The sequence below is a fragment of the Fibrobacter sp. UBA2449 genome (assembly GCF_002342555.1).
Taxonomy (GTDB): Bacteria; Fibrobacterota; Fibrobacteria; order Fibrobacterales; family Fibrobacteraceae; genus Fibrobacter.
On the sequence record NZ_DDQF01000012.1, the window covers coordinates 218,067 to 230,787 of the forward strand.

The window sequence follows — 12,721 nt, forward strand, 5'->3', positions numbered from 1 at the left end:
TCTACGAGAGCGAGGATGCCTTCAGGGGCGGAAAGGACCCGACCGTCCGTTTCGATAACGAGGGCCTCCAGAAAAACAACAAGCTGCTGCTGAAACCGTAGTTTTTCAGAATCTGCCCACTCTTGTTTCTCTAAAAAAACTATCTTTTCCCGCGTTGATTTTTATCAAACAGTTCACTTAATTAAATGGACACATTCCTATATGAATGAAACAGTACAGAATGCAGCCGATTCCGCAGTAGCCCCGGCCCCCGCCGCGGCCCCTGTCGCCGAAGAAGCTGTGCAGCAACCGGCTATCGTTGCAAGCGAACCGGCTGCCAAGGTGAAGGGCAAGTTCGACGAACAGCTCGGGCTCATGCTCCCCTCCGACGCAGCCCAGGTCCAGGCGCAGCTTTCCATGCCGGGCATGAGCGATGACATGGTTTACAAGATCGTGGAAACCCACGGCGGTAACCATGCGGTTCTCTACAAGACTTACGACCAGGCAGTGCTTGCCCGCGACGTGCGCGATTCCATCGAGAACGCCGCCGGCCACAAGGTCCTCCCCATCGCGAAGGCGAAGCTCGGGTCCACCTACTGCAAGGGCGAATACTCCACCGAACAGGGCTGCAAGGGCGATTCCGACACCTTCGGCATCGGTTCCCTGGTTGAATTCCAGGCTACCGGCCTCATAGTGGTGATGGTGGTGATTATCGGCCTCACGGTGCTCTGCTACCTTATGAACTTCATCATGGCGAAGCTCGGCCTCAACAAGATCAAGGCTCCGGCACCCGCGGTCAAGGCTGCTCCTGCTGCCGCCGCCGCTCCGAAGACGATCGCCCCGGCCCACTGCGACTGGGACCCGAACGCGAAGAGCGTCCACCCGGGCTTCACCAACAAGCAGCTCCAGGCCTTCCTCGGCATTGCCGCCGTGGCCGCCCTGGAAGAACACCCCGGCATGAGCAACGATACGTTCCTTGCCCTGGTGACCGCCGCTGCGACCCAGGCCATCGGTCAGCCCTGCCGCGTGACCGCCTACAAGAACATTAACTCCCCTGCTTGGACGATTGTCAAGTAAGGTCAACTTTTAAAACTTAACAGGCTTATAAGCCAGGAAAAATCAAAATGAAGAAAACAGTCCGTATCAGTTTCGAAGGCAAGACCTACGACGTCGAAGTAGAAGTTCTTGATTCCGCCGTCGCCGCCGCTCCGGCAGCCCCGGTCGCCGCTGCCCCCGCTGCCGCTCCTGCCGCAGCTCCCGCCGCAGCCGGTGGTACCGAAGTAAAGTGCCCGCTCGCCGGTTCCGTGTTCAAGCTGAAGGTCAAGGTCGGTGACAAGGTCGAAGCCAACCAGGAAGTGGCCATCATCGAAGCCCTCAAGATGGAAAACCCGGTCGTCGCTCCGTGCGCCGGCACCGTCAACTCCATCTCCGTCAAGGAAACCGATACCGTCGTCGACGGCCAGACCCTCATGACCATCGCCTAAGAGGTACAGATAAATGAGTTCACTCTTAAATTCGGTCGTCGAGTTCGCGTGCGATACCGGATTCGCATATGTCACCGGACCCATGGTGATTATGTGGATCGTGAGTTTCGTACTGATGTACTTGGCGATTGTCAAAAAGTATGAGCCGCTGCTGCTCTTGCCGATTTCCCTCGGCGCACTGGCGGTGAATATCCCGAGCGCCGGGTTCTACGATGGCGGCTGGAGCATCGAAGGTATGTTCACGCCGACTGCCGGCCTCTACTACTACATCAGCCAGGGTATCCACCTGGAACTCTTCCCGCCCATCATCTTCTTGGGTGTGGGTGCCATGACGGACTTCGGACCGCTTATCGCCAACCCGCGTACGCTGCTTCTCGGCGGTGGCGCCCAGTTCGGCGTGTTCGCGACCATGTTCTGCGCCGTGGCCCTCGGTGGCTTTACTCTCGGTGAAGCGGCCTCCATTGGTATCATCGGCGGCGCCGACGGTCCGACCTCCATCTTCACTGCGAACAAACTTGCAAAGCACCTCATCGGACCTATCGCCGTGGCGGCCTACACCTACATGGCTCTCGTTCCGCTCATCCAGCCGCCTATCATGCGCCTGATGACCAACGACAAGGAACGTAAGATCCGCATGAAGGCTCTCCGTCAGGTGAGCAAGGCCGAACGCATCGTGTTCGCCGTGATGGTGATGATCGTCTGCATCCTCGTGGTGCCCGATGCTTCTGCACTTATCATCATGCTCATGCTCGGCAACATCTTCAAGGAAGCCGGCGTCGTGGAACGTCTCGTGAAGACCTCTTCCAACGAACTCATGAACATCGTGACAATCTTCCTCGGTACTTCCGTGGGCCTCACGATGTCTGCCGACATCTTCCTGAAGCCCCAGACCCTCATGATTATCGCCATGGGCGTTGTCGCCTTCGGTTTCTCGACCGCGGCCGGCCTCTTCCTCGCGAAGATCATGAACTGGTGCTCCCCCAAGAACCCCGTGAACCCGCTCATCGGTTCTGCAGGCGTGTCCGCTGTGCCGATGGCCGCCCGTGTTTCCCAGGTGGAAGGTGCCAAGTATGACCCGCAGAACTTCCTCTTGATGCACGCCATGGGCCCGAACGTGGCTGGCGTGATCGGTACTGCAGTCTGCGCTGGTTACATGATTAGCCGTCTGAGCTAGTCGCTAGACCGGCAATATAAGGAAAGCCCTCGGCAATGCGCCGGGGGCTCCTTTTTTGTTCTATAGAGACCTCACTTTTGTTTTTTACTTTAACAAAAATCTTTCTACTATAATCAGAAGTGGCGAAATTTGTTTAAAATCGCCATTTTTGTTTTAACAAAAATGTTGCACGCGTGCCCGCATAAATCTATCTTATAGTCGTGATGAAATCGGTCGTTGAATATAAAGACTACCGCGAGTACGTACTGGACTACTACCGCGAACGCAAGCGCACCTCGGCTTTCACGTGGCGCGAGTTCGCGAAGATTGCCGGGTTCGCATCGGGGTCGTACTTGAAGCTGGTTTGCGACGGCAAGACGCGTCTTCGGGAAGAAGGAGCGAAGAAAACTGCGCTTGCTATGGGGTTGCTCGGCTTCGAGTACGACTACTTTATTTTGATGGTGCGCTACGAAGGCGCGAAGACGGAGCGCGAAAAGAAGAAATGTTTTGAGGAGATGCAGGCGCTGAGCGAAGCCCACCATGTGAAAATCCTGGGCAGCGACCTGTACACCTTCTACGAAACCTGGAAGCATTCCGTGGTGCGCGAGCTGGCGGTTGCCATGCCGGGAGCGAAACCACACGAGATTGCGAAGGCCTGCAGACCCGCAATTTCTGCGGCGGATGTGAGCGCGAGCCTGAGTTTCCTTATGAAAGCGGGGTTACTCACGCGCGACATCAAGGGCAATTACCACCAGACGAACCGCTCGCTGACTACGGGCCGCCTGAACGTGGTTGCCGTCGCGGTGCATTCGCTGTTGCGCCAGATGGGCGAGTTCGCGCTCGACGCCCTCGACAAGTTGCCCATTTCGGAACGCCACTTTAGCGGGATTACGATGGGCGTGACGGACGAGACTTACAAGAAGGTCGTGGAAGAACTTGCGTGGTGCCGCAAGAGAATCGTGTCGATAGTCGCCGACGAGCAGCATCCGGATAAGGTGTGCAGGCTCAATTTCCAACTTTTCCCGCTGACGGAGAATTTAAATCGTGTCCAGGTAGCGCCGGGCAAAGGAGAATAAAGTATGTTTAAGAAAAAGGATATGAATATGAAGAAATGGATTCTGCCGACGCTTATGCTCGGGTCGATTCTTGTGACCGCCTGTTCCGACGGTCGGCAAACCACCGGTACGAGCGAGGAATCCGAGGGCATCACCGCGGTCAAGGACTGGGAAGTGGCGGGCGTGTCGCAGAAGGGCCCGTTCGTGACGGGTTCCTCCGTGACGGTGCAGGAACTCGACGGCATCACGCTCAAGCAGACGGGCAAGAGCTTCAAGGGAACCATCAAGAGCGACAAGGGCGACTTCGCCATCAAGGATATCAATCTGCAGTCGCAGTACGCCATCCTCGAGGCCTCGGGCTACTACCGCGACGAGATTACGGGCAAGAAGTCTACGGGCACGGTGACGCTCCGCGCGCTGACCGATCTCACCAAACGCAAGACGGTGAACATCAACCTGCTCACGCACCTGGAATACGAACGCGTGATGTACCTCGTGACCGAGAAGAAGATGTCCATTGCAAAGGCGAAGGCGCAGGCGGACGAAGAAATACTCGCGGCGTTCGGCATCGATGTCGACTTCGGCAAATCCGAAGACCTGAATATTTTCGAGTCGGGCGACGGCAACGCGGCGCTGCTCGCCATCAGCGTGCTGATGCATGCGGATGCCGATGTGGCGGGCCTCACCGAGCGCATGGGCGAGTTCAGCATCGCGATTGCGGAAGGCGGCGATTGGGAAGATGCCGACACGAAGGCCGTGATTGCGGACTGGGCGTGCGATGCCGACCTCAAGGGCTCACTCGCGAACGTGCGCGATAATGTCGAAGGCTGGAAGTATGCGGATTCCGTGCCCGCCTTCGAGAAATACGTGACGAACTTCTGGTGGGACAACTACGGGCTCGGCCAGTGCACCCAAAAGCGCGAGGGCGATACCAAGCGCAACGTGAATAAGCTCAGCAAGATGTACAACGAGTACTTTATCTGTGAAAGCGGCCGCTGGCATATTCCGGGCGAAGAACCGGCCTCTTCCAGTTCCGGAAACGAGCCTGGCAGCTCGTCCGTCGATTCGGGTGAACCTGTTTTCGGAGAACTGACGGATGCCCGCGATGGCCGTGTCTACAAGACAGTGAAGCTCGGGTCGCAGGAGTGGATGGCGGAGAACCTGAACTATGCCGCCGAAGGCAGCCTCTGCTACGAAGATGACGAGAAGAATTGCGAGAAGTATGGCCGCCTCTATAACTGGGAAATTGCCCTGGATACATCGAACAGGGGATGTGGCGACAACTTCTCCGGGTGCAGGCTCCGTAGCGATTTCCATCCCCGCGAAGGGATATGCCCCGATGGCTGGCATGTGCCGGAACACGCGGAATGGGACACGCTGTTTGCGTATGCCGATGCCCATGGCGAAGGCGAAAGTGCCGGGGATGCCTTGCAGGCGTATTACCGGGATGATTATCTCGAAAAGACGTATTCCTCGGATCGCTTCGGCTTCAATGTAGTTCCTGCGGGCGTGTTTAATGGCAAGGAATTTTCGGGGCTTGGAACGTCGTCGGAATTCTGGACGGCCTCGATAGAAACGACGGATTGGCTGAGCTACATTTCGATTACTCCCTCGACTATCCATTTCGTCAGGGGTTCCGGATCCAATGTGTATATGACGCATATCAGCCATGCCGTTTCTGTCCGCTGCGTCAAGGGACTGGGCGGGAAAAGGAACGGCTATGATTTTGATGCCCCGCGATACGAGGAGGACTTGCCGGAAGAAGTAGGCTTTATCCAGGATTATGTTTCGGATAAGGATCGCAGGGCATGGGATGACGACTCGCTCATGACATTCTGGTATGTCCGCCATATAACGGGTACGGAAAGCGTGCATACGAGCGGCAAGAATTATTCGCAGTATGTGTCCGTTTCTCTGGAGGATGATGCCAGGGATAGCCTGGATCAGTTCAAGGGCGTGCTCGAGGAAAACGGGTTTGTCTACGTGAAGTCGGATTCTATCGGCCAGGCGACGTATAACGGGAGGGACGGCATTTACTTTATGCATGAGGTGGCGACAAGCGATTCGAAGGTCCGTCGCGATTATTATGAAAAGGAAACCGCCAAGGCGAAATACGTAATCGTGGTCCTTGTCGGGGCGAATGTCTCGGCAGGAGAAAGTTTGACGGTGTTCAGGTATGGCTACTCCATAGAAGTCCATACTTACTATAAGCCAAAGTCGTAATACAGGTCGCCCCGCCAATCCGGCGGGGCTTTTTGCTTTTGTCATGTTCCGGGGCTATGTTCTCAGAACATGCCTTCATGTTCCAAAATGCCAAATTTTTTAGAATTAAGCCAAAAGTGGTAAAATTTGACTAAAATCGCTATATTTATGTTCTAAATGCACGAAAAGAGGGTATATTTGTACCTATGAAGGAAATCGTTGAATATACGGATTACCGCAAGTATATCCTGGACTACTACGAAGAGCGCAAGCGCAGCTCCGTCTTTTCGTGGCAGAAGTTCGCCCAGGATGCCGGATTCTCGTCGGCGGTGTTCCTGAAGTATGTCTGCGAGGGGAAAAAGAACCTGAGCGTCGGATCCGCGGGTTCTGTCGCGAGCGCCATGGGGCTCGCCGGCTACGAACAGACCTACTTTGTGCTGATGGTCTCGTATGCGCATGCGAAAAGCGACAAGGCCAAGCGTGCCGCGTTCGAGGAACGCTGTGCGCTCGCGAAGGCGCACAAGATGCGCGTGCTGGGCAATGACGAGTTCGACTATTTCAAGTCGTGGAAGAATCCGGTGCTGCGCGAGCTCGCCCCGCACATGCCGGGAGCCAAGCCTCTTGAGATGGCGCGCGCCTGCAGTCCCTCGATTACCGCGGCCGAGGTGACCGAGACGCTGAATTTTTTGGTAAGGATGAAGCTCCTGAAGAGAGACAGGGACGGAAACTACCACCAGACGGACAAGACGATTACGATGGGCGACATGGACGTGGTACCCGTGGCGGCCCGCGAATTGCAGCGCCAGATGGGGGAATTCGCGATAAAGGCTATCGACCTGCCGCTTTCCGAACGCACCATGTCCGGGTTCGTGCTCGGCCTTACGGAACGCACCTACGAACGCATCCGCAAGGAGATGGCGGACTTTTACCGCCGCGTCGTGGCGATTGCGACCGAAGAGGACGAGACGGAGCGCGTGTACCGCATGAACATGCAACTTTTCCCGCTGAGCAAGCGGATTGAAACCAAAAAAGATTTGAAAAATAAAAAGGGGTAAAGGAAATGAAAGGAGCGATGAACAGGAATTTTGGGACTCGGTTTATTCCGGCCTGTGCGCTTGCCGCCATGGCTGTCTTGACGGCGTGTTCCGACAAGCAGGATGTCGCGGGCGGCGCCTCGGGAGACATGGGCATTGTCGCGAAGGATATCGTGGGCGAAGCGCTGAAGGGCCCGTTTGTGAAGGGTTCCGCCGTGACCGTGCAGGGAATCGACTGCAAGACGATGAAGTTCTCGGACGAGGTCTTTGAAGGCAAGGTCAAGAGCGACAAGGGTGACTTTGCGTTTGACGACGTGACGCTTTCTTCTACGTGCGCAGTGTTCGAAGCGACGGGCAAGTACCGCAGCGAAATTACCGGCAAGGAGTCGGCGGGTGAGATTACGCTCCATGCGCTAACCGATTTGAAGGACCGCAAGAATGTGAATATCAACTTGCTCACCGAGCTGGAATACGAGCGCGTGATGTATCTCGTGACCGAGAAGGGGAAGACGTTCGCGGATGCGAAGGATCAGGCCGAGAAGGAAGTGCTCGCTGCATTCGGCATTGCGGGTGACTTCGACAATTCTGAAGACTTGACCATCTATGAAAGCGGTGATGGCAATGCTGCGTTGCTTGCCGTGAGCGTGTTGATGCATGCGGAAACGGACGATGCGGGTCTTGCGAAGCGCATCGAGAAGTTTGCCGACTCTTTCGCGGAAACGGGCAAGTGGAACGATGACAAGACGAAGGCTGCGATTGAAGAATGGCAGGTTGCCGCTACGGCCGATGGAACGCTCGATTCAATCCGCAAGAACGTCGAAGGCTGGGGCCTCGGGGATACCGTGCCCGCATTTGAGAAGTACATCGAAGTCTTTGGTGATACCGTCATCCTGAGCAGCGATAGTAAATCTTCTAGTAGCAATGAGATTGCCACGAACTCTTCGAGTTCTCGCAATGACAATTCTGGCAGTGAATACGACGCGACCGCAAATACGCTGAAGGACCTGCGCGACGGTCAGGTTTACAAGACCGTGAAAATCGGCGATCAGGTGTGGATGGCAGAAAACCTGAACTTTGAAACAGACAGTAGCTTCTGTTATAGAGATTCTGCTTATTTCTGTGCGATGCATGGCCGCCTTTACAAGTGGACTGCTGCAGTAGACGCTTGCCCGAGTGGCTGGCATTTGCCGAGCAAGGCAGAATTTGAATCTTTGATTGCGACTGTTGGCGAAGATTCAACAGCAGGCAAGGTGCTTAAGTCTGCGTCCGGATGGTCTAGTGGTGGAAATGGCTCGGACGATTTCGGCTTTGCGGCGCTCCCTGCCGGCGATAGGGGCCACGACGGGGGTTACAGTGGCGCCTACTTCCTCGCGTTCTTCTGGAGTTCTACGGAAATCAATGACAACAACGTGTTCAACATGTATTTGACCTTCAATGGCGATAGTGTGCATCAGAGCGTTGACATTAAGGACATGGGGAACTCGGTCCGTTGTGTCAAGGATGATGGAACTGTTCCGGAATCCAGTAGCAGCTCTATTACGTCTTCCTCGTCGCGGTCGGATAACAGGACTGTGTCGTACAAGATGACTCGGCCAATCGCCTTTCTCGATACCGTGAACCGTCGCTACTACTATGTCGATGACCACTGTGCCTATGACCGCGATAATGACAAGTATAAATGGGTTCAGGGTGATGCCCCTAAGGGAATTGTTTCCTATGATCTGGATGATTATGCGGTAGGTGGCCAACCCGGAGGGATATATTTCCTCGGATATAAAATTTCTAACGATACTCTTTATAAATGCCATGTTTATACGAACTCCTGCGATGAACCGAACTATGCGAATGTCTATGTCGGCAATTCAGGGTCCTTCCTGGGAACTTGGAAATCGGTTAGCCAGTTGCCGAGCGGACTTTTGCGTTCGGTCACGAATAGGGATGTCGAGTTGACCGTTTCTCCAGAAAGTTTCACCTTCCAGGTCTCCTATACGGTTCCTCCGTTCTATTATACCTCGGAACACTGCACCCTCATTTACTATATCACGGGTGATAATGATTTCAATACAAAGTGCCTAGCGATTTTCAAAAATGCAAATTATCCGAATACGGATATTGCCGATACGGTTCATGTTACGGATGATATCTGGATTGCCAAAAAGGGCGTTGACGGCGTAGTGACATCTATCAACGGCAAGATTATCGAATCGCACTTCAGCTATGCGTTCGATCCGGATACTTACAATGAAGAGCTATACCGGACGACGATCTATAACGGCATTGAATGTTCCTACAACTCGAAGATGATAGAGGTGGTGAAGTCCAAGGAACTGTGCGAAGAACTTGACCCTGATGTATATAATCGTGATGACAAGTTCGAATACAGCAACTTCAGTGAATTTGAGAGTTGCTATTCGCAGTACGGTTTTTAGGTTGTAGAACGTTCGCTGGGTAAAGGATTAAATTTAGGGAAAGGCAGAACAAGATATGTTCACGATGAAGGAATCGATGCTGAAGTGGGGTGCTGCTCTCGGGATGCTCGCGGTGAGCGCCATGTTCTTGGCATGTTTCGACGATGATTCAGATTTCGCGGGCGGTGCCTCGGGAGACGACATGGGCATTGTCACGAAGGATATCGCGGGCTTGGCGCAGAAGGGCCCGTTCGTGAAGGGTTCCGCCGTGACTATTCGCGGCATCGACTGCAAGACGCTTGAACTGACGGATGAGATTTTCGAGGGCGAAATCAAGAGCGACAAGGGCGACTTCGCGTTTGACGATGTCACGCTTTCCTCTACGTGTGCGCTGTTCGAGGTGTCGGGTAAATACCGCAATGAACTTACCGGCAAGAAGTCTTCCGAGGAGTTGACGCTCCATGCGTTGACCGACCTAAAGGACCGCAAGAACGTGAACATCAACGTGCTCACCGAACTGGAATACGAACGCCTGATGTTCCTCGTGACCGAGAAGGGCAAGAAGTTCGCGGACGCGAAGGCGCGGGCCGAAAAGGAAGTGTTTGCTGCGTTCGGCATAGCGGGTGACTTTGACAATTCCGAAGACTTGACCATCTTTGAAAGTGGCGACGGAAATGCGGCGCTGCTTGCTGTGAGCGTCTTGATGCAGGCGGAAACGGACGATGCGGACCTTGCAAAGCGCATCGAAAAGTTCGCGGACTCTTTCGCGGAAACCGGCGAGTGGAGCGATGACAAGACGAAGTCTGCAATTGAGGAATGGCAGGTGGTCGCTACGGCCGACGGCACGCTCGATTCAATCCGCAAGAATGTCGAGGGTTGGGGCTATGCCGACGTGGTGCCCGCATTCGAAAAGTACATCGAAGTCTTCGGCGATACCGTCATCCTGAGTAACAACAGCCGCGAAGGATCCAGTGGTAGTAAGAAAAACTCTTCTAGCAGTCGCGTGGTTTCTATCAGCTCTTCGAGCCTCCAGAATGACAAATCTTCATCTTCGGCGAAAACCGCATCGTCATCTTCGACTCCCCGCAATGACGTAAGCAGTTCGTCGTCCTCGATTCTTGTGCCGTCGTCATCCTGGAGCGAAGCGATAGAATCCAGTGATTCTAGAGACTTCTACTTGAATCCTGAAATCAAATACGATTCCATTGTCGATACCCGTGACGGACAAGTTTACAAAACCGTAAAAATTGGTGACATGGTATGGATGGCCGAGAACCTCAATTATGTCGATAGCGTAAAAACACCAATCTTGAAAGGTCGAATTTGGTGTTATGGCGATAGACCTAAAGATTGTGAAACTTTTGGTCGTCTTTATTCATGGTTTGCGGCGATTGATTCTGTTGCGCTTGCAACGGACAAGAAAAATCCAATAGATTGTGGTTATGGGGAAATTTGCGACCTTCCTGAAAAGGTGCAGGGGATTTGCCCTAGTGGCTGGCATTTGCCGAATAGAAATGAATGGAATTACCTGTTTGAGGCTATTGGCGGACAGGCGCCTTTGGGCGGTATGGTGCTCAAGGCGAAAAAGAGTTGGAAAAAGCCTGGGTATGATACGTATGGTTTTTCGGCACTTGCTGGTGGCCTTAGGGAAAGTGGCGGGCAATATCTTTATGAGGGTACGTGTGGGTACTTCTGGAGTTCTACGCCGTTTAAAATTAGAGAAGCGTATGGCGTGTTCTTGGGGGATCACGTTGATGACGTGTCCTTAAGCAATGCGGGTGATCGGAATATGGGATTTAGTGTCCGTTGTGTTCAGGATTATAGTTGGACTTTAAAGGTGTCATCTAGCTCGTCGCTTATCCAAGAATCGTCTAGCAGTTCGGTGGATCCCGAAGGGTGGAACTGGACTGTGTCCAAGGAAGAACTCTTTAATCCGAATATCGAGTACGGTACTTTGATAGATCCGCGTGACTTGCAAAGGTATAGAACGGTGACGATCAGTTTGCCAGAAAAAAACTATTCAGAAGTGTGGATGGCCGAGAACCTGAATTATGACGGTCCACAGACAAAGGGAAAAAGTTGGTGCTATAATTTTGAGCCTGACAAATGTGCTTTGGGTGGACGCTTTTATATTTGGACGGCCGCTATAGATTCGCTTGCTCTTGCAACGGACAGGGATAACCCGATTGTTTGTAGTTCCGATGCTAAATGTGGGCTTAATCGCATGGTTCAGGGGGTTTGTCCTGATGGTTGGCATCTTCCGTTAAAAGAGGAATGGGAACGTTTAGTTGATGCTTTGGGAAAAAATGATGCGGGCCGGCAACTTAAGACATTGAGGGGATGGGACCAAAATTATGAGGGGACAGACCTGAACAATGGCGTTGATGCTTATGGTTTTTCTGCATTGCCGTTAGGGCGAATGTTTAGTGATGGTAGCTTTAGGTTTCTTGGTTCAGAAGCGTATTTTTGGAGCTCTACAGAAAACTCGTATGGTGAAGTCTATTTTATGAAATTGGATAATGCACATAGTAATGCTCCCGTGGGAACTCACAGTAAAAAATTTGGTAGAAGTGTTCGCTGCGTTAAGGGGGAGGTTGTTGTACCATCATCGTCAAATTCGGGTTCTAGCAGTTCGGGGACTTCAGATGGTTGGAGCTGGGATGTGCCCAAGGAAAAACGTTTTAATTTGAGCATTGAATATGGCTCCATGATTGACCCTCGTGATAATCGGGAATTAAAATCGTGACGATTGCTCCGCCAGGAAAAGATTATTCACAGGTGTGGATGGCGGAAAACCTAAATATCGCTGCGCCGAATAGTTATTGCTATCACGATTCCGCTGAATATTGCTCCAAGTACGGACGTCTTTATAACTGGGCAGGAGCGATGGATGCTGAAGGCAAATGGTCTACGAACAGTGTGAACTGCCGTTACACTGGGGAGTGCTCTCCGACATATCCTGTGCGTGGAGCATGTCCCGAGGGCTGGCATTTGCCTGATTCAACAGAGTGGGGAAAACTATTGACCGCGGTTGGCGGCCTCGATGTGGCGGCTAAAATGCTCAAGTCTACGAGTGGCTGGCAAGATTGTGAAGAAGAAAACTGCAACGGCACGGACGCCTATGGATTCTCGGCGTTGCCTGCCGGCTACATGGATCGTTATGGGTCTGCCTTTACCTACTATGAGGGTGTTAGCACGGGGTTCTATACTTCTACGCAGGTGGATAAAAACGATGCGTACCGAGTGTATTTGTACCGTAACAATGTTGTGAATTTTACCAGTGATATCAAGGCCGACGGTTTCTCCGTCCGCTGCGTGAAGGATGAATAAGCCGTGCGCAGCAGTCTGCACTACGAAGTAGTGCCAAGATTGGCAAGCCGTTTGTCAAGAGGAGGAAGAAACCCCG

At 53.2% G+C, this 12,721-nt stretch carries 9 protein-coding genes; all 9 read left to right on the forward strand.

Annotated features, from left to right (window positions below; all coding sequences use genetic code 11):
* Positions 1 to 201: 201 nt before the first annotated feature.
* The 9 genes from B4B27_RS08615 (at position 202) to B4B27_RS08655 (ending at position 12,645) form a co-directional block, all read left to right on the forward strand.
* Positions 202 to 1,056, forward strand: a complete 855-nt coding sequence (locus B4B27_RS08615; RefSeq protein WP_290725668.1) for a hypothetical protein — start codon at positions 202 to 204, stop codon at positions 1,054 to 1,056.
* A gap of 47 nt (positions 1,057 to 1,103) precedes the next feature.
* Complete coding sequence (locus tag B4B27_RS08620) at positions 1,104 to 1,463, forward strand: acetyl-CoA carboxylase biotin carboxyl carrier protein subunit (RefSeq protein WP_073188184.1); 360 nt, start codon at positions 1,104 to 1,106, stop codon at positions 1,461 to 1,463.
* Positions 1,464 to 1,476: 13 nt separating this feature from the next.
* Positions 1,477 to 2,637, forward strand: coding sequence for a sodium ion-translocating decarboxylase subunit beta (locus B4B27_RS08625; protein WP_072809289.1), 1,161 nt, complete (start codon positions 1,477 to 1,479; stop codon positions 2,635 to 2,637).
* A gap of 203 nt (positions 2,638 to 2,840) precedes the next feature.
* Positions 2,841 to 3,692 carry a TIGR02147 family protein gene (locus B4B27_RS08630; RefSeq protein WP_290725672.1) on the forward strand — a complete coding sequence of 284 codons (852 nt, stop codon included), beginning with the start codon at positions 2,841 to 2,843 and terminating at the stop codon, positions 3,690 to 3,692.
* Between the two features lie 3 nt (positions 3,693 to 3,695).
* Positions 3,696 to 5,894: a fibrobacter succinogenes major paralogous domain-containing protein gene (locus B4B27_RS08635; RefSeq protein WP_290725674.1), complete on the forward strand. Its 2,199-nt coding sequence runs from the start codon at positions 3,696 to 3,698 to the stop codon at positions 5,892 to 5,894.
* Positions 5,895 to 6,079: 185 nt separating this feature from the next.
* On the forward strand, positions 6,080 to 6,928 hold the full coding sequence (locus B4B27_RS08640) for a TIGR02147 family protein (protein ID WP_290725677.1): 849 nt from the start codon (positions 6,080 to 6,082) through the stop codon (positions 6,926 to 6,928).
* A 17-nt stretch (positions 6,929 to 6,945) separates the two neighbouring features.
* Positions 6,946 to 9,336 (forward strand): fibrobacter succinogenes major paralogous domain-containing protein, encoded by a 2,391-nt coding sequence (locus B4B27_RS08645; protein WP_290725679.1) that lies wholly within the window; start codon positions 6,946 to 6,948, stop codon positions 9,334 to 9,336.
* A 55-nt stretch (positions 9,337 to 9,391) separates the two neighbouring features.
* Complete coding sequence (locus tag B4B27_RS08650) at positions 9,392 to 12,061, forward strand: fibrobacter succinogenes major paralogous domain-containing protein (protein WP_290725682.1); 2,670 nt, start codon at positions 9,392 to 9,394, stop codon at positions 12,059 to 12,061.
* Between the two features lie 38 nt (positions 12,062 to 12,099).
* The gene (locus B4B27_RS08655; protein WP_290725818.1) at positions 12,100 to 12,645 is read left to right on the forward strand and encodes an FISUMP domain-containing protein; all 546 of its coding nucleotides are present in this window, start codon (positions 12,100 to 12,102) and stop codon (positions 12,643 to 12,645) included.
* Positions 12,646 to 12,721: the final 76 nt, after the last annotated feature.

Coding starts and splice junctions, on each gene's coding strand:
- B4B27_RS08615 (WP_290725668.1), top strand. CDS start 202: ATGAATGAAACAGTACAGAATGCAGCCGATTCCGCAGTAGCCCCGGCC.
- B4B27_RS08620 (WP_073188184.1), top strand. CDS start 1,104: ATGAAGAAAACAGTCCGTATCAGTTTCGAAGGCAAGACCTACGACGTC.
- B4B27_RS08625 (WP_072809289.1), top strand. CDS start 1,477: ATGAGTTCACTCTTAAATTCGGTCGTCGAGTTCGCGTGCGATACCGGA.
- B4B27_RS08630 (WP_290725672.1), top strand. CDS start 2,841: ATGAAATCGGTCGTTGAATATAAAGACTACCGCGAGTACGTACTGGAC.
- B4B27_RS08635 (WP_290725674.1), top strand. CDS start 3,696: ATGTTTAAGAAAAAGGATATGAATATGAAGAAATGGATTCTGCCGACG.
- B4B27_RS08640 (WP_290725677.1), top strand. CDS start 6,080: ATGAAGGAAATCGTTGAATATACGGATTACCGCAAGTATATCCTGGAC.
- B4B27_RS08645 (WP_290725679.1), top strand. CDS start 6,946: ATGAACAGGAATTTTGGGACTCGGTTTATTCCGGCCTGTGCGCTTGCC.
- B4B27_RS08650 (WP_290725682.1), top strand. CDS start 9,392: ATGTTCACGATGAAGGAATCGATGCTGAAGTGGGGTGCTGCTCTCGGG.
- B4B27_RS08655 (WP_290725818.1), top strand. CDS start 12,100: ATGGCGGAAAACCTAAATATCGCTGCGCCGAATAGTTATTGCTATCAC.